At 71.8% G+C, this 20,586-nt stretch carries 21 protein-coding genes; 11 read left to right on the top strand and 10 right to left on the bottom strand.

Features of this window, described 5'->3' with window-relative positions:
• Positions 1-52 precede the first annotated feature (52 nt).
• On the top strand, positions 53-2,620 hold the full coding sequence (locus tag CI089_RS05395) for an HAD-IC family P-type ATPase (protein WP_256977522.1): 2,568 nt from the start codon (positions 53-55) through the stop codon (positions 2,618-2,620).
• Between the two features lie 97 nt (positions 2,621-2,717).
• Positions 2,718-5,015: a maltose alpha-D-glucosyltransferase gene (gene treS, locus CI089_RS05390; RefSeq protein ID WP_094260578.1), complete on the top strand. Its 2,298-nt coding sequence runs from the start codon at positions 2,718-2,720 to the stop codon at positions 5,013-5,015.
• A 141-nt stretch (positions 5,016-5,156) separates the two neighbouring features.
• On the opposite strand, the gene CI089_RS05385 is transcribed toward treS, so the two are convergent.
• Positions 5,157-6,401: a maltokinase N-terminal cap-like domain-containing protein gene (locus tag CI089_RS05385; RefSeq protein ID WP_094260577.1), complete on the bottom strand. Its 1,245-nt coding sequence runs from the start codon at positions 6,399-6,401 to the stop codon at positions 5,157-5,159.
• Positions 6,402-6,563: 162 nt separating this feature from the next.
• Here CI089_RS05385 and CI089_RS05380 point away from each other — a divergent pair, with 162 nt between their 5' ends.
• Positions 6,564-6,851, top strand: a complete 288-nt coding sequence (locus CI089_RS05380) for a hypothetical protein (RefSeq protein ID WP_094260576.1) — start codon at positions 6,564-6,566, stop codon at positions 6,849-6,851.
• Here the strand turns inward: CI089_RS05380 and CI089_RS05375 are convergent.
• Positions 6,833-8,152 (bottom strand): MFS transporter, encoded by a 1,320-nt coding sequence (locus CI089_RS05375; RefSeq protein WP_256977521.1) that lies wholly within the window; start codon positions 8,150-8,152, stop codon positions 6,833-6,835. The two genes, CI089_RS05380 and CI089_RS05375, sit on opposite strands and share 19 nt — an antisense overlap.
• Positions 8,153-8,222: 70 nt before the next feature.
• Here CI089_RS05375 and CI089_RS05370 point away from each other — a divergent pair, with 70 nt between their 5' ends.
• A complete protein-coding gene (locus CI089_RS05370) occupies positions 8,223-8,831 on the top strand; it encodes a TetR/AcrR family transcriptional regulator (protein WP_094260574.1) in 609 nt (202 codons plus the stop codon).
• Positions 8,828-9,529 (top strand): FadR/GntR family transcriptional regulator, encoded by a 702-nt coding sequence (locus CI089_RS05365; protein ID WP_094260573.1) that lies wholly within the window; start codon positions 8,828-8,830, stop codon positions 9,527-9,529. The genes CI089_RS05370 and CI089_RS05365 overlap by 4 nt, the downstream gene beginning before the upstream one ends.
• A 7-nt stretch (positions 9,530-9,536) precedes the next feature.
• Here CI089_RS05365 and CI089_RS05360 read toward each other — a convergent pair whose 3' ends face one another.
• Positions 9,537-9,728, bottom strand: a complete 192-nt coding sequence (locus CI089_RS05360) for a hypothetical protein (RefSeq protein WP_094260572.1) — start codon at positions 9,726-9,728, stop codon at positions 9,537-9,539.
• Between the two features lie 178 nt (positions 9,729-9,906).
• Between CI089_RS05360 and CI089_RS05355 the strand changes: the two genes are divergently transcribed.
• From CI089_RS05355 to CI089_RS16560, 3 genes are all read left to right on the top strand, one after another.
• Complete coding sequence (locus tag CI089_RS05355) at positions 9,907-11,361, top strand: four-carbon acid sugar kinase family protein (protein ID WP_094260571.1); 1,455 nt, start codon at positions 9,907-9,909, stop codon at positions 11,359-11,361.
• Positions 11,358-12,254, top strand: coding sequence for an NAD(P)-dependent oxidoreductase (locus CI089_RS05350; protein ID WP_094260570.1), 897 nt, complete (start codon positions 11,358-11,360; stop codon positions 12,252-12,254). Before CI089_RS05355 ends, CI089_RS05350 begins: the two co-directional genes overlap by 4 nt.
• A gap of 389 nt (positions 12,255-12,643) precedes the next feature.
• On the top strand, positions 12,644-12,853 hold the full coding sequence (locus CI089_RS16560; protein WP_036305609.1) for a DUF3072 domain-containing protein: 210 nt from the start codon (positions 12,644-12,646) through the stop codon (positions 12,851-12,853).
• Here the strand turns inward: CI089_RS16560 and CI089_RS05340 are convergent, their stop codons facing one another.
• Genes CI089_RS05340 through CI089_RS05325 form a run of 4 tightly spaced genes read right to left on the bottom strand, consistent with a single transcriptional unit; the run spans position 12,854 to position 15,205 of the window.
• Positions 12,854-13,324: a BLUF domain-containing protein gene (locus tag CI089_RS05340; protein WP_094260568.1), complete on the bottom strand. Its 471-nt coding sequence runs from the start codon at positions 13,322-13,324 to the stop codon at positions 12,854-12,856.
• Positions 13,321-13,563, bottom strand: coding sequence for a hypothetical protein (locus CI089_RS05335; protein ID WP_256977520.1), 243 nt, complete (start codon positions 13,561-13,563; stop codon positions 13,321-13,323). The genes CI089_RS05340 and CI089_RS05335 overlap by 4 nt, the downstream gene beginning before the upstream one ends.
• Positions 13,560-13,916: a DUF6804 family protein gene (locus tag CI089_RS05330; RefSeq protein ID WP_094260566.1), complete on the bottom strand. Its 357-nt coding sequence runs from the start codon at positions 13,914-13,916 to the stop codon at positions 13,560-13,562. The genes CI089_RS05335 and CI089_RS05330 overlap by 4 nt, the downstream gene beginning before the upstream one ends.
• A 59-nt stretch (positions 13,917-13,975) precedes the next feature.
• Positions 13,976-15,205, bottom strand: coding sequence for an ROK family transcriptional regulator (locus CI089_RS05325; RefSeq protein WP_256977519.1), 1,230 nt, complete (start codon positions 15,203-15,205; stop codon positions 13,976-13,978).
• Positions 15,206-15,293: 88 nt separating this feature from the next.
• Here CI089_RS05325 and xylA point away from each other — a divergent pair, with 88 nt between their 5' ends.
• Both xylA and xylB read left to right on the top strand, forming a co-directional pair.
• Complete coding sequence (gene xylA, locus CI089_RS05320) at positions 15,294-16,481, top strand: xylose isomerase (protein ID WP_023953882.1); 1,188 nt, start codon at positions 15,294-15,296, stop codon at positions 16,479-16,481.
• A 48-nt stretch (positions 16,482-16,529) separates the two neighbouring features.
• Positions 16,530-17,843 carry a xylulokinase gene (gene xylB, locus CI089_RS05315; RefSeq protein WP_179223235.1) on the top strand — a complete coding sequence of 438 codons (1,314 nt, stop codon included), beginning with the start codon at positions 16,530-16,532 and terminating at the stop codon, positions 17,841-17,843.
• A 25-nt stretch (positions 17,844-17,868) separates the two neighbouring features.
• On the opposite strand, the gene CI089_RS05310 is transcribed toward xylB, so the two are convergent.
• Together CI089_RS05310 and CI089_RS05305 are read right to left on the bottom strand one after the other, a co-directional pair.
• Positions 17,869-18,057, bottom strand: coding sequence for a hypothetical protein (locus CI089_RS05310; protein WP_094260565.1), 189 nt, complete (start codon positions 18,055-18,057; stop codon positions 17,869-17,871).
• A 163-nt stretch (positions 18,058-18,220) separates the two neighbouring features.
• Positions 18,221-19,066, bottom strand: a complete 846-nt coding sequence (locus CI089_RS05305; RefSeq protein ID WP_094261249.1) for an NAD-dependent epimerase/dehydratase family protein — start codon at positions 19,064-19,066, stop codon at positions 18,221-18,223.
• Between the two features lie 53 nt (positions 19,067-19,119).
• Between CI089_RS05305 and CI089_RS05300 the strand changes: the two genes are divergently transcribed.
• Positions 19,120-19,659: a YaeQ family protein gene (locus tag CI089_RS05300; RefSeq protein WP_094260564.1), complete on the top strand. Its 540-nt coding sequence runs from the start codon at positions 19,120-19,122 to the stop codon at positions 19,657-19,659.
• On the opposite strand, the gene CI089_RS05295 is transcribed toward CI089_RS05300, so the two are convergent.
• Entirely contained in the window at positions 19,644-20,516 is an 873-nt protein-coding gene (locus tag CI089_RS05295; protein ID WP_094260563.1) for a hypothetical protein, read from the bottom strand. The two genes, CI089_RS05300 and CI089_RS05295, sit on opposite strands and share 16 nt — an antisense overlap.
• Between the last annotated feature and the right edge of the window lie 70 nt (positions 20,517-20,586).

Here is a 20,586-nt window from a genome sequence, read left to right as displayed (position 1 = left end):
CGTCGGTTTCACGCGTCGCCGGAGGGGGCGGCACAGCGGAAAGGACCTGGGGATGGCCAAGCACGTGAGCGACGGGCGCCCACGCGACGAAGCGGAATCAGCCGCCGCGGCGAAGCCCACCCGGGCCGATGTCCGTCAGGCCCATCACCTCGAGGCGATGGCCGTCGCACGGGCGAACCTCGCTCCGATCAACGGCGCCTCGCTCGCGCGGACCGGCCTCGACGCGGCGCAGGTCGCCGAGCGACGGGATGCCGGACTCGACAACTCGTCGCCCGATCACTCGAGCCGGACGATCGGTCAGATCCTGCGAGCGAACGTCTTCACGCTGTTCAATGTCGTGCTCGGCATCTGTCTCGCGGTCGTCCTCGCCGTCGGGAAATGGCCCGACGCGCTCTTCGGCGTGATCGTGGTCGCGAACATCGCGATCGGCGTCATCCAGGAGTACCGGGCCAAACGCACGCTGGACCGGCTCGCAGTGCTCAACGCCCCGCACGCGCGCGTGCTCCGCGAGGGTCGTGTCGCCGAGATCGAGGTGGCCGACGTCGTGTACGACGACGTGCTGGTTCTGCGCACGGGAGACCAGGTGCCGGCCGACGCCGTCGTCCTGTCGGCGGACGGGCTCGAGATCGACGAGTCCCTGCTGACCGGTGAGTCCGATCCGATCGACAAGATGCCCGGCGACCACGCGCTCTCCGGTTCGGCGGTCGTGGCCGGATCGGGGACCGCGCGGGTCGACCGGGTGGGCGCGGAATCGTTCGCGTCGCGGATCACCGCGGAGGCGAAGCGCTTCTCGCTCGTCAGCTCCGAGATCCGCGGCGCGATCAACCGCATCGTTCTCTGCGTGACGTGGGCTCTCATCCCGATCATCCTGCTCGTGGTCAACAGCCAGATGCAGGCGGGGGGCGGCTGGCGCCACGCTTTCACCAACGACCTGTGGCGAGAGGCCCTCGTCGCCGCGGTCGCCGCCATCGTCGCCATGATCCCCGAGGGACTCGTGCTGCTGACGAGCATCTCGTTCGCGCTCGCGGCGGTGACGCTCGCCCGGCGCAAGGTGCTCATCCAGGAGCTGCCGGCCGTCGAAGGCCTCGCCCGCGTGGACGTCGTCTGCCTCGACAAGACCGGAACCCTCACCGAGGGGGTGCTGGCTTTCGACGAGGAGATCCCGGTCACGCACGTCGCCGGATCGCAGCGGGTGCTGGCGTGGCTCGGCGCCGACGAGAACGCCAACGCGACGGCCGCGTCGCTCGCGTCGACGTTCGCGCAACCGCCCCGCACCGATCGGATCGAGACGGTGCCGTTCACCAGCGGGCGCAAGTGGAGCGCCGTGATGTTCCGCGCCCCCGCGCCCGGGAGCACGGCGGACCCGCGCGATCCCGAGGCGGGATGGTGGGTCCTGGGCGCCCCGGAGATCGTGCTGCACGGTTCGCAGGCGCACGCCGCGGAGGTCGCCCGAGCGGCCGAGCTGTCGGACCGCGGGCTGCGGGTCCTGGTGCTCGCTCACACAGCGGATCCGATCACCGGCGACCGGCTCGCCGACTCGCTGCGAGCCGTGTCGCTGCTGACGTTCCGGGAGCGGGTGCGACCGGATGCCGCGGAGACGCTGGCGTACTTCCGCGAGCAGGGCGTCGGGCTGCGGATCATCTCGGGCGACAACCCGCGAACGGTCGCCGCGGTGGCACGAGACGTCGGTTTCGCGAACGCGGCCCGCGGCTACGACGCTCGCGCGCTGCCGCAGGACATCGACGAACTCGGCGAGGTGTTGGAGCGCGAGCACGTCCTCGGCCGCGTCACTCCCGAGCAGAAGAAGAGCATCGTGCTCGCGCTGCAGAGGCGCGGCCATGTCGTCGCCATGACCGGGGACGGGGTCAACGACGCACTGGCGCTGAAGCACGCCGACATCGGCATCGCGATGGGATCGGGTGCCGCCGCCACGCGCGCGGTCTCGCGGCTCGTGCTGCTCGACGGGCGCTTCTCGCGTCTGCCCGGGGTGGTCGCCGAAGGGCGGCGTGTGATCGCCAACGTCGAGCGGGTCGCCAACCTGTTCCTCACCAAGACCGCACAGGCGGTCACCATCTCGCTCGTCGTGGGCATCCTCCTGCTCCAGTACCCGTTCCTGCCGCGGCAGCTGTCCGTGGTCAGCGCGCTGACGATCGGGATTCCGGCGTTCTTCCTCGCGCTCATGCCGAACCGGCGACGCTATCGCCCCGGATTCCTCCGCCGGGTGCTGATGTTCTCGATCCCCGCGGGGATCACCATCACGGCGGCCATCCTCACCGTGTACACGATCGCGATGTCCGGTCCCGACCTGGGGCTCGCCTCGGGCGACCGGCTGGCGACGGCGCGGACGGCGGCGACCCTGACGATCCTGCTGTTGTCGCTGTGGGTGCTGACGGTGCTCGCCCGGCCGCTCGATCGCTGGCGGGCGCTCGTCGTGGCCTCGATGCTCGCTCTCACGGCACTGGTGTTCCTCGTGCCGTTCGCGCGGACCTTCTTCGCCCTGTCCCTCCCGGGCGGGAGCATGTTCGTCGTGACGCTCGTCGTCGTGGCGGTCGGCGGAAGCGTGATCGAGGTCCTCTACCTCGGGCTCAAACGCCGCGGCCTCGTCGCGGAACGGGAATGATGCGAGCGCGGTGTCCGGATCGCGGCATCCCATAATGCTTCGCCCGCTCGGGCACCAGCCCTTTCCGCCGGATCCGCGCCGCCCCTAGCGTTGAGGCATGGCGCGCGACGACGAACAGCCGGAGGACCTGTACACCGCCCCGATCACCCTCCCGGGGGCGGCGGGCACCGACGGCGAAGACACTGATCTCGAGGTGCCCGAGATCAGTTACGACGAGCAGCGCTACCCGGCCCGTCCGCGGCGACTGCGTCCGCGCGACCAGTTCCGCGGCGGCAGCGTGCGCCGCAACATGACCGACCCGCGGACGGCGAACGGCAGCAACCCCTCGTACGTCGAGTGGCTCGTGCGGCAGTCGATGCTCAAGGATGCCGACGTGCTGGCGCGTCAGCTGTCGGGACAGCCCGCCATGTGGCGGAATCCGTACGCCCGCCCCGACGCACGGCGCGCGATCTCGACGACTGACGTGTGGTTCACGGCGTACCCGATCTCGCTCATCACCCGGCCCGGGCAGTCCTTCCTCGCCGCCCTCGGCGACGACGCCCTGTGGTCGGTGTTCGAGCGGATCGGCATCACCGCGATCCACACCGGACCGGTCAAGCGCGCGGGCGGCATCACCGACTGGCGCGAGACGCCCAGCGTCGACGGTCACTTCGACCGCATCAGCACGTCGATCGACCCGGCCTTCGGCACCGAGGAGGAGTTCCGGACCCTCTGCGACGTCGCCGATGCGCACGGCGGCAGCGTGATCGACGACATCGTTCCCGGCCACACGGGCAAGGGGGCGGATTTCCGCCTGGCCGAGATGGGCTTCAAGGACTACCCGGGGATCTACCACATGGTCGAGATCCCGCCGGAGGACTGGCACCTGCTGCCGGACGTCCCCGAGGGATACGACAGCGTCAACCTCGACCCCGCGAACGAGCACGAGCTCGCCGAGCGCGGTTACATCATCGGGGCCATGCAGCGCGTCATCTTCTACACCCCGGGGGTGAAGGAGACGAACTGGAGCGCTACCGCGCCCGTCATCGGTCCCGACGGTGCGACGCGGCGCTGGGTCTACCTGCACTACTTCAAGCAGGGTCAGCCGTCGATCAACTGGCTCGACCCGACGTTCGCGGGCATGCGCCTGGTGATCGGAGACGCGCTGCACTCGCTCGGCGAACTCGGCACCAGCGCGCTGCGCCTCGACGCCAACGGCTTCCTCGGCGTCGAGAAGAGCGCGGAGGGCCTTCCCGCCTGGTCGGAGGGGCACCCCCTCTCGCACGCCGCGAACCACATCATCGCGGGCATGGTGCGCAAGGTCGGCGGATTCACCTTCCAGGAGCTGAACCTCACGATCGAGGACATCCGCGACACGGGGGCGGTGGGAGCCGACCTCTCGTACGACTTCATCGGACGCCCGGGCTATCACCACGCCCTGGCGACCGGTCAGACGGAGTTCCTCCGTCTCGCGCTCACCTCATCCCTCGAGCTCGGCGTCGCGCCCGTGCAGCTCGTGCACGGGATGCAGAACCACGACGAGCTCACCTACGAGCTCGTGCACTGGGCGACACGGCACGGCGACGACGAGTACCGCTTCCGCGGGCGCGACATCACCGGCAGCGAGCTCGCGGAGGAGATCCGCGCCGACCTGACCGAGCACCTCACGGGAACGGCCGACTACAACCGCGTCTTCACGCAGAACGGCATCGCGTGCACGACGACGTCGCTCATCGCGGCATCCCGCGGCATCGCGCGCCTCGACGACATCACCGACGCCGACGTCCCCGGCATCCGTGACGCCCACCTGCTGCTGTGCGCCTACAACGCCTGGCAGCCCGGGGTCTTCGCCCTGTCGGGCTGGGATCTCGTCGGCATGCTGACGGTTCCCGCCGACGAGGTCGCCGACCTGCTGGGTGCGGGAGACACCCGCTGGATCGAACGGGGCGCGCACGACCTGCTCGACGCCGACCCGACCGCCACGCGCTCGGCTTCGGGGATGCCGCGGGGCCGAGCCCTCTACGGCGCTCTGCCCGCGCAGCTCGACGACCCGGAGTCGTTCGCCTCGCGGCTGTCGGGCATCCTCGATCTGCGCCGCGAGCACGGCATCGCGACGGCCTCGCAGGTCGACATCCCCGAGGTCGCGCACGCCGGGATGCTCGTGCTCGTGCACCGGCTCGACGAGGGCGATCCCCACGCGGACGCCGCGATGCAGGTGACCGTGCTGAACTTCTCGCCGGAGCCGACGGAGGGCACCGTTCGCTCCGAGCAGCTCGTGCCTCGCAGCGAGGTCTACGACGCCGCGTCGGGCGAGACGATCGGGCGCGTCGACGACCTGCAGAGCTTCAGCGTCTCGCTGCCCGGCTACGGCGCGAAGTTCCTGGTGCTGCGGGCGCCCGAGCCCCTCGAGGACTGAGTCCGCGATACATCCGTCGGACCGGTGGTGCTGGTGACGCCTCGGCGGGGCGTCCGGTAGACACAGGCACCGCCGGCCCGACGAATGTATCGGCAGCGGGCGCTCGGCACTGGGCGCCGGGCACCGGGGCACCGGCCGGGTTCAGGCCAGGGCGGCGTCGATGCCGGCGAGAGGCACGGGCAGCCAGTCCGGGCGATTGCGGGCTTCGTAGATGGACTCGTACACGGCCTTGTCGAGCACGAGCGCCCGCAGCAGCACCGGGTCGAGCTCGATCGCGCCGGGGGCGGTGGCATACGACGCGACGAAGGCGTCGCGGCATGCCGATGCCCATCCCCTCGGGTCGGGGCCGTCGCCCACCGCGCCGGCGTAGTCGAACGAACGCAGCATCCCGGCGACGTCGCGCGGCGGAAGGTCGGGGATGGCGCGCTCGGCCATCGGCCGCAGCGGCTCGCCCTCGAAGTCGACGATGCGCCATCCTCCGGCGGGCACGGCGAGCACCTGACCGAGGTGCAGGTCGCCGTGGATGCGCTGGAGGTGCGGCCACGGGCGCGCCAGCGCCGCGTCGTACACGGACCCGATGGCCGCGACGCGGTCGGCCACGGCGGGCACCTCGTTCGCCGCGATCGACAGCCGGCGGCGCCACGCCGCCCCCGTCGCCCGGACCTGCTCGGCCGCTGCCTCCGTCGTGTCGAGGGCGGCGCCGAGCGCACCGTGCACACCGGCGACGGCGATGCCGAGATCGCGGGCGGCGTCGGTGAAGTCGCGGTTCTCACGAGCCGCCTCGAGGGCCACGGCCCACCCGTCGCGGACGCCGCGGAGGAACTCCTGCGCGAAGCCGAGGGTGCCGCGGGCCGCGCCCGAGTCGCGTCCGATATCGGGCCATTCGGCATCGAGGCTGCCGAAGAACCGCGGAACGAACGGCGAGCCGGCCTCGCTCAGCACGCGCTGCACGGTCACGTCGGGGTTCTCGCCGTGATGGAGCGTGCGGAAGAGCTTCAGGATGATCGTCGGCTCACCGTCGACGTCGTAGACGATCGAGGTGTTCGACTGCTCGCCGGTCAGCACGCGGGATCCGGTGACGCGCGTCACGTCGACGCCCATCTCGGCCAGCGTACCGACGGTGAATCCGCTGTTCCGCGTCGCGTCGACGAGGTAGTCGTCTCCGTCGCGGGCGACCACGTCGTCGCCGTCGGCGGGCGCCGAGACCCGCGCGAGCGGCACGTTGTAGAGCGTCGGCAGCGCGCCGGCGTCGTCCATCAGGAGGTAGCGCGTCGCCGCACCGGGGGCCGGTTGCGCGTCGAGGATGCGGAATCGCGGTCGGTGGCTCTTGCCGGCATACCACCGCTGTCGCGCCGCCCAGGCGCCGAGCTCGTCTGTCAATCGCACGGTCCCACACTGTCGGTTCCGAATCTCCGAGCAAAAGGGCTGGACGCGCGCGGGGGAGAGGCGTAATGCTCGGTTTCGACGCCGGGACGCACATTCGCAGCGACGCGACCGATAGTGACCGGTGGAGCGGGGCACCCGAGAAACCCGCTCGCGGAGAGAGACATGTCCCTGCATGGCGCAGTGAGCAGCCGGGTGCGGCGCGTCCGCCGCATCCGCGTCGCGGTCGGCATCGGCCTGATCGTCGTGGTGGCAGCCCTCGTCCTCGCGCAGCTCGTCACGGGGTGGCACCTCCGTGAGCTGCGGGTGCTCGCGTTCGCCGGCCTCGTGGTGATCGTGCTGCTGACCGCCTTCGTCGCGGTGACGGTGGCGAACGGTCGCCGCGTGTCAGCAGGCGAGAGCGGCACCGACGCGATCACGCGTTCGAACTCAGGTCAGCGTCTCGACGCTTGAGCGCGAGGCGCAGACGCGGGCGCGGCTGCGATCCCGACGCCGGCCGGGTCGTCGCCGGATGAGGCGGAGCGCGCCGCAGCGTCGACGATCCGCGCGCGCCGTACGATCACCGCGGCGACGACCATCAGTGCGGCGCCGAGAGCGTACGGGGCCGCGTGAGCGACGCCGACGTAGAGGACACCGGCGAGGATCGGGGCGATCGTGCCCATCGCGGCGGTGAGCGACTGGGTGACTCCGCCCAGCCAGCCCTGCTCGTCGGCGCCGACCGCGTTGGACATGACACCGTCGAGAGTCGCCTGCGCCGCACCCTGTCCGGCAGCGAGCGCGAGCGCGCCCAGGACGAACAGCCACGGCTGGGCGACGAGTGCTGCGACGACGGCCAGGGCGATGAGGCCCGCCGTCTGAGCGGTGATGCCGGCCACGATGACGCCGCGTTCACCCATCCGCGGCAGCAGGAAGCCGAGCAGGATGCCCTGGACGAGGATGTCGATCACCCCGACGACGGCGATCAGCAGCCCGATCGCCGTCGGGCCCCAGCCGATGGAGTCGAGCGCGAGAACGCTGAAGTTGTTGACGAAGAAGCCGAACGGAAGCGCGAGGAGGGCGAACGCGATGAGCAGCGCGCGCAGCTCGGGGCGGACGAAGGCGCGGCGGAACACGGCGAACGGGTTCAGATCCGACGCGGCGATCGCGGGGATGCGGTTCGTGCGCTCGAGGCTCTCGGGCAGGAGGAAGACGCTGAGCGTCGCGATGAGGAACGAGATGCCGGCCGTGACGAAGACCGGGAGAGCGAGGTCGATCGCGGCGAGCAGGCCGCCGAGCGCGGGCCCCACCATCGTGCCGATGCCCGAGAGGGCGCCGAGCAGCCCGAATCGCTGGGCGCGCTTCTCGGGCGGAGTGATGTCGGCGAGGTAGGCGAACAGCGCGGGCAGGTCGCCGGCCGTGGCCCCCTGGATGACGCGGGCGAGCAGCAGTACCCACAGGGCACCTCCGACGCCGAACAGGAGCATGCTCAGAGCGGCCCCGAACGACGCGACGATGATCACCGGGCGGCGGCCGAAACGATCGGAGAGGCGACCGAGGAAGGGTGCCGCGATGAAGGCGCAGAGCCCGTTGACGGCCTCGAGCGCGCCGACCCACAGCGCGAGCTCGCCTTCCCCCGAGACGTATCGCAGCACGACGAAAGGGAGAACGGGCAGGACGACGGTCATGCCCGCCGTCGTGAGAGTGGTGAGCACGATCAGCATCACCCAGCGGCGGTCGATGCCGGCGAGGCGCAGTCGCGAAATAACTGAAGTCATACCGAAACTGTAGCGATACCAGGTTTGGTGTCAATACAGTTTTTCGCGCAGGCGGCCTAAGATCGACGTCATGACCGAGACCGCGCCGGTAGGGCGCCGCGAGCGCAAGAAGGCGGCCACGCGCAAACGGATCTCGGATGTCGCGACGGTGATGTTCCTCGAGCGGGGGTTCGACGACGTCAGCATCCGTGAGATCGCCGATGCGGCCGATGTCTCGCCGACGACCGTCTTCGCGCACTTCAGCCAGAAGGAGGCGCTGGTCTTCGACGAGGACGACGAGCAGCGCGAGCGTCTCGTCGCGGCGGTGCGTGAACGTCCCGCCGGGACCTCGATCGCCGGGGCCATCCGCGCGTACTACGAGCGGGAGATCCGGTCGGGGGCGGCCGAGCACGGCGACGACGTGGCCCGCCAGTTCATGGAGTTCCTCAACGCCACGCCCGCGCTGCGGGACTACGCCGCACGCATGTGGCTGCGGCACGAGGACGCCCTCGCCGAGGCGGTGGCGGCCGAGCTCGGCGAGGAGACGCCCGACCCCCGCGTGCGCGCGTTCGCGAGGTTCGTGCTCCAGATCCAGACGATGGTCAACGAGAGCGAGGAGCCCGAGGCGACGCTCGACGCCGGGTTCGCCGTGCTCGAGAACGGCTGGTCGGCCGTCGAGCACCGTGGAGCGGGGCGATGAGCCGCCGCAAGTCGCTCGTGAACACCGTGGCCGACGATCTGCTCGACGGCATCATCGCCGGTCGGTTCGTGCCGGGCGGCGCCCTGCCGACCGAGGCCGAGATCGGCGCGGAGTTCGACGTCAGCCGGGTGACCGTGCGCGAGGCGCTGCGCACCCTGTCGGCTCGCGGCATCGTCCGCGTGGTCTCGGGGGTGGGGTCACGGGTCGCGCCGGTCGAGGAGTGGCGGTCGGTCTCCGACGCGCTCCGGTTCCGGGCAGCGCACGGCGACGACACCCTGGTGGCGGAGCAGCTCATCTCCACGCGTCGCGTCATCGAGTGCGAGGCCGCGGCCCTGGCCGCCCCGCTCATCGACGACGCCGCGCTGGCGGAGTGCGCGGCGTGCGTCGACGAGATGGTCGCGGCCGCGAGTGCGGCAGACGTCGACCGCTTCGTCGACGCCGACCTGCGCTTCCACGCCGTGATCCTCGGCGCCTCGGGCAACCTGTTCCTCGGCGTGCTCCTCGCGCCCCTCACCGAGGTGCTCGCCGAGCGCCGGGCGCAGACGTCGCGGGTCTCCGAGATCCAGGAGCACGCGATCGCGGAGCACCGGGGCATCGTCGACGCGCTGCGCACACGCGATCCGGATGCCGCGCGGGCGGCGATGGATCACCACCTGCAGCAGACGCTCGACGACTTCCGCCGCTACGTCGCCGGCTGAGCCGGGCTCACACCGAATTCGGCTCGTCGTCGTCGAGCGGCACCTCGTGGCTCTGCTCCCAGACGTCGGCCTCGTCGGCCTCGGTCGTCGGCGCCGGGATGTCGGGCTCCGCGGCGGCGTCCACCGTTGCCGGCTGCTTCTGCTCCTCGGCATCGGCCACGGGAATCTCGGGGCCGTGCTCGCGCTCGATCTCAGACATGTCTGACTCCTCTCGTTCCTGCGGTCGGGCAACCGTCTCATGCCAGCGTGCGGTTCCGGCGGCCGCGGATGCAAGCCCGCGCGCGAGGTGATCGCCGGGTTGACGCGATGATGGGCTTGCTGCATGCTGTCATACATCTGACAGCTGCCCCCGACTCGCTCGACGACGAGGAGATCCCATGGCGCCCACCGCCCCTCTGCCCGACCTGCCGGAAGCCTCGCGACCCGACGTGGGCCTCCTCGCGGCCCGGGTGGCCGAGAGCGGACGGGTGTTCGTCGTCCTCGACGACGACCCGACCGGGACGCAGTCCGTCGCCGATCTGCCCGTCCTGGGGGCGTGGGATGTCGCCGACTTCGCCTGGGCGTTCTCGTCCGGGGCTCCCGCGGTCTACGTCCTGACCAACTCGCGCAGCCTCGCGCCGGCCGACGCCGAGCGCATCAACCGCGAGGTCGTGCGTGCGGCTCTCGCGGCGGCCGAGGCCGCCGGGGTCCGGGTCGACTTCGTCAGCCGCAGCGACTCGACGCTCCGGGGGCATTTTCCCCTCGAGCCGGACACGATCGCCGGCGAGATCGCCCGGTCGGGGTCGGCCGCGCCCACGAACGTCGTCATCGTGCCCGCCTTCCCGGATGCCGGACGCGTCACGGTGCGCGGCGTGCACGGCATCCTGTCGGACGAGGGCTTCACCCCGATCGGCGAGACGGAGTTCGCCCGCGACTCCACCTTCGGCTTCCGCTCGTCGCGGCTCGCGGACTGGGTGGCCGAGAAGACCGACGGCGCGATCGCCGCCGCCGATGTCGTCGAGGTGACCGTCGACCACCTCCGTGCCGGAGCGCCCGCGGTCGCCGCTGTGCTGCGCGCCGCGCCGGCGGGTGCCCCGATCGTCGTCGACGCCGTCGTGGAGGAAGACCTCGTCGAGCTGGCCCTGGGGCTCGAAGCGGTCGAGGCGGAAGGGCGCTCGTTCGTCTACCGGGTGGGGCCGCCGTTCGTGCGCGCGCGCGTCGGCCAGCGACGGCGGCCGCCCGTCGACGTCGCCGAGCTCGGGGTTGACCGCGCGGCGCGCGGCGGGCTCGTCGTCGTGGGTTCCCACGTCGGTCTGACGAGCCGCCAGCTCGCGGACCTCGTCCGTCACCGCCCCCTCGAAGCCGTCGTCGAGCTCGACGTACCGCGGCTGCTCGACCCCGCGCAGCGCGCCGCCGAGCTCGGTCGCGCCTGTGCGACCATCGCGACGGCTCTGCTGCGCGGCGACGTCGTGCTCCATACGAGCCGGACCCTCGTGCGCACCGACGACCCCGACGAGAGCCTCGACATCTCGCGCCGCGTCTCGAGCGCCGTGGTCGAGGTCGTCCGCGGAGTGGTCGCGCGGGTCACGCCCCGCTTCGTCATCGCGAAGGGCGGCATCACCTCGAGCGACGTCGCCACGCGGGGGCTCGAGATCCGCCGGGCACGCGTGCGCGGCTCGCTCTTCCCCGGGATCGTGTCGGTCTGGGAGGCCGCGGACGGCCCGGCATCCGGCATCCCCTACATCGTCTTCGCCGGGAACGTCGGCGACAACGGGTCGCTGACCGCCGCGGTCGAACGGCTGTCCCTGACCCCCGCACACCCCGCCCCAGACCGAGGAGCACCGCAGAGATGAATGAGAACCCGAGCGTCGCCGTCCTGGGTCTGGGGGCGATGGGCCTGCCGATGGCCGAGCGCCTGGCAGAGACCTTCGCCGTCCGCGGCTTCGACATCGCCCCCGCCCGGCTCGCGCTGGCCGCCGAAGCCGGGATCGCGCCCGCCGGCTCGGCGGCGGAGGCCGCCGACGGCGCGCAGGTCGTCCTGGTGGCGGTCCGCGATTCCGGGCAGCTCGCCGACCTGCTCTTCGGGGATGCCGGCATCGTCGATGCGCTCGCCGAGGGTGCCGTCGTCGTCCTCACCAGCACCGTCGGCACCGAGGGCGTCGCCGATGTCGCTGCCTCGCTGGCCGAGCGCGGGATCGGACTCGTCGACGCTCCGCTGAGCGGCGGCCCCGTCCGCGCGCGGGCGGGCGATCTCCTGATCGTCGTGGGCGCGCCGACCGAGCACCTCGCCGTCGCGCGGCCCGTGCTCGACCGGCTCGCGTCGACCCTCACGGTCGTGGGGGAGCGGGCGGGCGACGGTCAGGCACTGAAGACGGTCAACCAGCTTCTCTGCGGCGTGCACATCGCCGCCGCCGCCGAAGCGCTCGCGCTCGCCGACCGGCTCGGGCTCGACCTCGACCGGACGCTGGAGGCGCTGCAGGCGGGTGCGGCCGCGTCTTTCATGCTCGGCAACCGCGGTCCGCGGATGCTCCAGGCCTGGGACGACGAGGGCGCCGAGGTGCTCAGTCGCCTGGACATCTTCGTCAAGGACATGGGGATCGTCGGGGCCGCGACGCGGCGCGCGGGCCTTCCGGCGCCGCTCGCGGCCGCGGCGGAGCAGAGCTACCTGCTCGCGCAGGCGCAGGGCCTGGGCGAGAGCGACGACTCCGCGGTGATTCGCCTCTCCGCCCCCGCGCGCCGTGCCTGAGACCTGATCTTGCGGATTTCTTGAGGTTGCTCGGTGCACGCGTTGCGCATTCCTTGCGGTGCGTGGCCGACGATCGAAGAACACCCGGCCACGGGGACGCTGCCCGAACGGCGTCGCCGGGCCGGGTCCTCTCGTTGAGGGCTTTTCGCGGAACGCGCAAGTGCCTCGGCTTCTCGGAACGGTCGGCATAGCGTCGAGGCATGACCGACCAGAGCATCCCCACTCCCGACGAGCCGACTTTCCCGGCACCCGCCGAACCGACCGTCCCCGTACCCACGGAGCCCACAGCGCCGGCGCCCGGTGAGCCGTCGGCCCCGACCCCGCCCGCCTCGTCCGCGTCTGCATCCGACAACCCCGGCAGTGCCGACACCCCGGACAGCGCCGACACCCTGGGCGGAACCGACGGCGGCGGGCAGGGATCGCCCGTGAAGGACCCCGAGAACTGGGTCACCGGCGACGAGCCCATGACGGGGCCGCAGCGGAGCTACCTCGACACCCTCGCTCGCGAGGCCGGCGAGGAACTCCCCGGCAACCTCACCAAGGCCGAGGCCTCGGAGCAGATCGACCGCCTGCAGGACGCGACCGGCCGCGGCGAGTGACTACGTCTCGGCCGCCGTGCCCCGCGGCGGCCGGGACGATCGCACACGGAACCACAGGCTCAGCTCCCGGGCGGCGCGCAGCGTCGCACTCGGGTCACCGGAGCCCTCCAGATCATCGAAGGTGTCGCGGAACCCCGCGGGGGCGTCGCCCGTCGTCTCCGCGATCGGCTGATAGCCCATCGTCCATTCGCGGAACTCGCGGTGGGCGATGGGCTGCTCGATGAGCACCCGCATGTCGGAGTGGCGGGAGTCCCGCCCGATCGTGGCGAGGAGCTCGCGCACCGTCGGCTCGGGACCCTCGAGTACCTGGACGAACCGGCCGCCGCGGTACAGCAGCATCCCGGTCAGGTCTCGCGCCGCGTTCGATGCGCGGCTCTGCGCCAGGAGCTCGGCGAGATCGTCGTCGCCGAACGGGGCGCGGGCGTTGCTGGTGTAGAGGACCGACAGCAGGTCGTCGGAGGTCGGGGTCATCGGATCTCCCGGAGTTCGATGGGCGGCGTCTCGTCGGGGGTGTCGGGGGTCGCGCGGGCCGCGAGCGCGCGCATGGCCGCGGTCAGCTCGCCGAAGGCCCCGGCGCAGGCGGACCGGGAGTCGTAGGCGAGATACCGCCCGTCCGGCTGGCGGTCGATGTAGCCGACGAACTCGCCGGTGCGGCTCCCGACGTGGAAGCCGTCCTCGACGCGGGCCCAGACGATTCCGGTTCCGGTCATCGGGCGGCCTGCGCGCGGGGCACCCATACGAGGGTGCCGGCGGCGATGAACGTCGCTGCGCCGATGACGTGGGCGGCCAGCCAGACCGGCTGGTCGAGCGAGAACGGATACACCGGGTTCCACAGCACCGCGATCGCCGCCATCGGGACGGCCCACCACCACTGTCGCGCCTGGATCGCGAACCACGCGATGATCAAAGCCAGGATCGCCACGATGAACGAGATCACGATCGCGAACTCCCCGCCGATGAGCGGGATGCCGGCCACGAGGGCGGCGGCCCCCAGGATGCCGGGCGCGAGCGCGTTGCGCTGCCGCTGCGGCGGATCGGCGGGACGGGAGGATCTGGATGCCATGCGGACGTTTCTCTCGGGACGGATGCCGCGACGCTGCGCGACCGTTCGATCGTACGAGTTCAGCGTGCGGGGGCGGCGGCGCTTGACGCGGCTCCGGAATCGGTCATGGGGGCGCCGGCGCCGGTCATGACGGGCACCGGGTCGGAGAGGAGGGCGGCGAACGCCGTCTCGGCGGCACCCACGAGGAGTCGGTCATCGCCCAGCTCTGCCGTGCGCATGAGCGGTGCGGCACCGGAGATCGTCTGTCGCGCGACCGCCTCGGCGAACTCGTCGACGTCGCTTTCGACGAGCGGGGCGAGGAAGCCGCCGAGGACGACCACGGCCGGATCGAGGACGTTGACCGCGCTCGCGACGGCGGAGGCGAGGATGCGGCGCTGCCGTCGCACTTCGGCGCGGGCGGCGGGGTTGGCGGCGCCGTGGACGGCGGCGCGCAGTTCGGCGTCGTCCGCGCCGGGGAGTCCCAGCGAAGCGATCAGACGGTGCTGGCTGACCTCGTCCTCGAGCGCGGCGTGCTCGCCGGAGCGGCGGTCGGCGGCGTCCTCGACGATCGCGGGATTGTGCCCGAACTCGCCGGCGAGACCGCGTGCGCCCCCGACCAGAGTGCCTCCGACCACGAGCCCGCCGCCGATGCCGCTCGCGCCGCCGTTGAGGTAGATCACGTCCGCGACGCCGCGCGCGGCGCCGAAGAGGTATTCGGCGTGCGCGCCGTACGACGCGTCGTTGCCGACGGTCGTCGGGATTCCCGTCGCGGCGGACACGAGATCGGCGAGCGGCGCATCCGTCCAGCGCAGGTGGGGCGCATGCACGACGAGACCCGCGGCCGGCTCGACGAGACCGGGGACGGCGACCCCGATCCCGATCACCGTCGTCGTCGCGAGCGGACCCGCGCGCCATTCCTCGATGGTCTCCGCGATGAGCGAAGCAAGCTCCTGCGGCGTGATGAGGGTGGTCGTGACCGCGCGGCGGCGGGCGTGGACGCGGCGGTCGAGTCCGACCGCCGCGAGGGTCACGGCGTCGACTTCGGGGTTCACGGCGACGGCCACGACATCGGGGCGCGCGGTGATGACGGGGGAGGGGCGGCCGATGCGGCCCTCGGCGGCGCCGGCGGTCTCGGTGACGAGGCCCAGTCGAGCCAGCTCCGCCGTGAGCGCGCCGATCGTCGAGCGGTTGAGTCCCAGCTCGGCAGTGAGTGCGGCGCGCGAGATCGGCCCGTCGCGGTGCACGACGACGAGCATCCGGGCGAGATTCACACGCCGGACGAGTTCGGCGGTTCCCGGCGCGACACTCACGGGATCAGCCTACGAGAACACAGTTTGTTGACGTAATAGACAAACCGACTTACGCTGAGGTCGCAGCAATCGACGCGAAGGAGCACGCATGCGCACCCCGACCCCGGCCGACAAGTTCACGTTCGGCCTCTGGACCATCGGCTACAACGGCACCGACCCGTTCGGCGGGCCGACTCGGCCGCCCCTCGACGTCGTCCACGCGGTCGAGAAGCTCGCCGAGCTCGGGGCCGCGGGACTGACGTTCCACGACGACGACCTGTTCGCATTCGGATCGAGTGAGAGCGAGCGCCAGACGCAGATCGACCGCCTCAAGGGCGCGCTCGCCGACACCGGGCTGACCGTGCCGATGGTGACCACCAACCTCTTCAGCGCGCCGGTCTTCAAGGACGGCGGGTTCACCTCGAACGACCGCGCGGTGCGGCGCTTCGCGATCCGCAAGGCGCTGCGTCAGATCGACCTGGGCGCCGAGCTCGGCGCCGAGACCTTCGTCATGTGGGGCGGCCGCGAGGGCGCCGAGTACGACTCCGCGAAGGACGTCCGTCAGGCGCTGGAGCGCTACCGCGAGGCGGTGAACTTCCTCGGCGACTACGTCGTCGAGAAGGGCTACAACCTGCGCTTCGCGATCGAGCCGAAGCCGAACGAGCCGCGCGGCGACATCCTGCTTCCCACCGTCGGTCACGCCCTCGCCTTCATCGAGTCGCTCGAGCGCCCCGAGCTCGTCGGACTGAATCCCGAGGTCGGGCACGAGCAGATGGCGGGCCTGAACTTCGCGGCCGGCATCGCACAGGCCCTGTACCACGGCAAGCTCTTCCACATCGACCTCAACGGCCAGCGCGGCATCAAGTACGACCAGGACCTCGTGTTCGGACACGGCGACCTGCACAACGCGTTCGCGCTCGTCGACCTGCTCGAGAACGGCGGCCCGAACGGCGGACCGGCCTATGACGGCCCCCGCCACTTCGACTACAAGCCGAGCCGCACCGAGGACGAGACTGGCGTCTGGGACTCCGCCGCCGCGAACATGCGCACCTACCTGCTGCTCAAGGAGCGGGCCGCGGCGTTCCGTGCCGACCCCGAGGTGCAGGAGGCGCTCGAGGCGGCCCGCGTTCCCGAGCTCGCCCAGCCGACGTTCGGCGAGGGGGAGAGCTACGACGACTTCGTCGGCGACCGCTCCGCCTACGAGGACTTCGACGCCGACGCGTACCTCGGGGGCAAGGGCTTCGGATTCGTCCGTCTGCAGCAGCTCGCGACCGAGCACCTGCTCGGCGCACGCTGACACCGGCGCCGCGAGAAGCCCCGTAACGCGAGAGAAGAGGATGCCGGCATGACGCTGGTCATGGGTGTCGACTCGTCGACCCAATCGTGCAAGGTCGTGATCGTCGATGCCGACACCGGTCGGGTCGTCCGGGAGGGGCGCGCGCCCCACCCGGACGGCACGAGCGTAGACCCCGAGTCGTGGTGGACCGCCCTGCAGGCGGCGATCGAGCTCGCGGGCGGGATGTCGGACGTCGCGGCCTGGTCGATCGGCGGCCAGCAGCACGGCCTCGTCGCGCTCGACGCGCGGGGCGCCGTCGTGCGCGACGCGCTGCTGTGGAACGACACGAGATCGGCACAGGCGGCATCCGATCTCGTCGCGGAGTACGGCGCCGACCGGCTCGCCGAGCGCACCGGGCTCGTGCCGGTCGCCTCGTTCACCATCAGCAAGCTGCGGTGGCTGCGCGACCACGAGCCGGAGAACGCGGCGCGGACCGCAGCGGTGGCGCTGCCGCACGACTGGCTGACCTGGCGTCTGCGCGGGTTCGGTCCGGCGGCCGACGGCACGGGTGGCGGCGCCGCTCTGGCCGAGCTCGTCACGGATCGTTCCGACGCCTCGGGGACCGGCTACTGGAGCGCCGTCACGGGCGAGTACGACCGCGACCTGCTCGTGTCCGCTCTCGGGCACGATGCCGTGGTTCCGCGGGTCCTCGCCGCCGACGAGTGGGTCGCGGACCGCGACGGCCGCCGGGTCGCCGCGGGCGCCGGCGACAACGCGGCATCCGCTCTCGGTGTCGGCGCGGGCGTCGGCGACGTCGTCGTGTCGATCGGCACGTCCGGGACGGTCTTCGCCGTGAGCGAGACGCCCGCGGTCGATGCGACCGGGACCGTGGCGGGCTTCGCCTCGGCCGATGGCCACCATCTGCCGCTCGTGTGCACGCTCAACGCGGCGCGCGTGCTCGACGTCGTCGCGGCCCTGCTCGGGGTCGACCACGACGGCCTGTCGCACCTCGCGCTGTCGGCCGAGCCGGGGGCGGGAGGGCTGACGCTCGTGCCGTACTTCGAGGGCGAGCGGACACCCAATCTGCCGGACGCGACGGCCTCGCTGACCGGGATGACGCTCGCCTCGACCACGCGCGAGAACCTCGCCCGCGCGGCCGTGGAGGGGATGCTGTCGGGCCTCGGGGCCGGACTGGATGCGCTGCGCGACCAGGGGGTTCCGCTGCGACGCGTGCTGCTGGTCGGCGGCGGAGCGCGATCGGCCGCCGTGCAGCAGATCGCTCCGGCGGTCTTCGGCCTCGAGGTCGAGGTGCCCGCCCCGGGCGAGTACGTCGCGCTCGGCGCCGCCGAGCAGGCCCGCCGCGTCGTGCTCGCTTCGGGGTGAGCTCAGCGCGACGGGCCCTTCGACGTCAGGAAGCGCGAGCCACCACGACGGCGGTCGCGACGAAAGCGTCCGCCGAGTCGAACGAGCTGTGGGACACCGACTCGATCGCCGCGTCGCCGAGCTGCTCATGGATGTTCTGCTCCAGGAGCTCGACCGCCTCCGCGACGCTGTCCGCCGCGCCGAATGCCGTGAATACCGTCTGACCGTTCGCCATCGTTCTTCCCTTCTTCGCTTGTCCCCCTTCTCGTGGGGAACCTGCTATCAGGTTAGGAACGGTTGCTCGACGATCCGCCGCCGCGGGTGCGTATGCAGAGCCGACGCTTATGCCCGCGGATCAGTGCGCCTCGATCATCCGCGGGCGGACGGCGTAGCGCGTCTCAGACGTGGTCGCGCCAGGAGTGCGCCGGCTCGTAGCCCAGCAGCCGGCGCGCCTTCTCGGTGGAGAAGAGCGACTCGTTCGTTCCGAGCTCGCCGCGGATCTCGACGTCGGGGAACACCTCGGCCACGAGCTCCGCGTTCGGGCGCGACATGACGGTGTCGGCGGCGGCGATGAGGAACCGGTCGAAGCCGGCCGGCGCGTTCTCGAGCGCGCGCAGCACGGCCTGGGCGCCGTCCCGCGCGTCGATGTAGCTCCACACGTTCCACTTGCGGAGCGTCGGGTCGGCGTCGAACGAGGGGAACTCGGCGTAGTCCTCGGGCACCATGACGTTCGAGAACCGCAGCGCCGTGATCGACAGGCCCGGGTGCCAGCGCACGAGCTCGATCGCGAGCTGCTCCTCGAGGTGCTTCACGAGCGAGTACACCGACTCGGGGCGGGCGGGGTACTCCTCGTCGACGGGGATGTACGGCGGCGGCACGTCGAACGGCAGCCCCTGGACCGTCTCGCTCGAGGCGTAGACGATCCGGTCGATGCCGAGCCGGGTCGCGGCGTGGAAGACGTTGAAGGTCGCGGCCATGTTGTTGTGGAACGTCGCGATGTCGGGCCGGATGCCGGGCGCCGGGACGGCCCCGAGGTGCACGATCGCGTCGACGCCGTCGTGGCGGTCGCCGACCGAGCCGAAAGCGTCGACGACCTGGCCGTAGTCGGTCAGGTCGATCTGCACGAACGCGGGGCCGCGCGCGCCGACCACGTCGAAGCCGATGACCTCGTGGCCTGCCGCCGTGAGCTCACGAGCGACGACCGTGCCGAGTTTTCCCGATGATCCCGTCAGTGCGATCCGCATGAGAACAGCGTCGCACACGGCGGTGCACCCGGGGGCGGCTAGGCTCGTTCCTCATGGCTGCCGGGGCGACGATCCACACGTTCGATGCGACGCTCGCCGACGTCGACCGCGGCGTGTACGAGTCGTTCGCCCTGCGCGTCGCGCGGCACCCCTCCGAGACCGATGCCTTCATGCTGACCCGGTTGCTGGCGTACTGCCTCGAGTACGAGGAGGGCGTCGACTTCACCGAGGGCATCGCCGCGAAGGACGAGCCGGCCGTGCTCGTGCGCGACCTGACGGGATCGATCCTCGCCTGGATCGAGGTGGGGGCGCCGGATGCCTCGCGCCTGCACCTCGGCAGCAAGCAGGCCGATCGCGTCGCGGTCTACACGCAGCGCAATCCCGGTCCGATCGTGGCCGCGTGGGCGGGGAAGAAGATCCACCGCGTCTCGGAGATCGCCCTCCACAGCTTCGAACCGGGTTTCATCGACACCCTCGTCTCGGCGCTCGATCGCCGCAACACCGTGACGGTCTCGGTCACCGAGCGCCACCTCTACGTCGAGCTCAACGGCGTCACGGCCGAGTCCGACGTCATCACTCAGCCCGCGGGCTGAGTTCCCGTCTCGCCCGGAGCATCCGGCGCCGCGGAGGACGCCGGGGCCTCCGACACGAAGACGTCGACGCCGGCATCCGTCAGCACGAACTGCAGCCCGGTGCCGAGGGGATATCGCTCGAGGAGCTCGTCGGGCTGATCCTCCCAGACGACGAAAGAGACGGCCGCGGGGAACGCGCCGGCGGAGCAGCCCTGGTAGTACGACCCGCCGCGCGCGTTGTCGCCCGATGCCTGATCGTCGATGTGCGCGACGGAGAGACAGACGTTGTTCGCTGCCGGCCCGTTATCCGTTCCTCGCCAGGTGTCGGTGAAGTGGAACACCGACAGCCCGAGGAACGCTTCGTACGACCCCGCCTCGCCTTCGTCTCCATAGGGGCGCAGGAACTCGGGGACCTCCTCGCCCGTCGGCAGCAGCGTGGTGACGTGGGAGATTCGCGCATCCGGCGGCAGCGCCGTCGCGGTCGATGCGCTGCGGGCCGTCGCGAACGCCGTGATCCCGACGGCGAGGGCAGCCACGGCGACGAGCGACCCGGCCCACATGAGGATCGGACGCAGCGATCGCGGGGCGCGGCGGGATGCGGATGCCGCCCCGTCGGCGTCGTCGCCGGGCACAGGCTCGGGCACCGGGCCGGAAGCCGGGGAAGCGGTCTCGGCGGGTGACGGTGTGGGTGCGGATGTCGGAGTCGGCGCGGATCTCGGGGTGACCGGCGCGGGCGGCCGCGGTGTCCGGCCCGCGCGTTCGCGCTCCTCGAGGTCCCTCAGCCGCGCCAGCGCCACGGGGTCGTCGGCGATGTCGGCGCCCGGCGCGTAGGCGCGGGCGCGGAGCGCGCGGAGCTCGGCGGCAACACCCTCGTCCATCCCTGCATCGTGGCACATCGCGGGGGCCCCGGGCCCGCTGCCCCGAGGCGTCGACTGATCGGGCCGGCTC

Source organism: Microbacterium sp. Yaish 1 (genome assembly GCF_002245215.1).
GTDB lineage: Bacteria > Actinomycetota > Actinomycetes > Actinomycetales > Microbacteriaceae > Microbacterium.
This window is presented reverse-complemented; position numbering and strand designations above follow the sequence as displayed.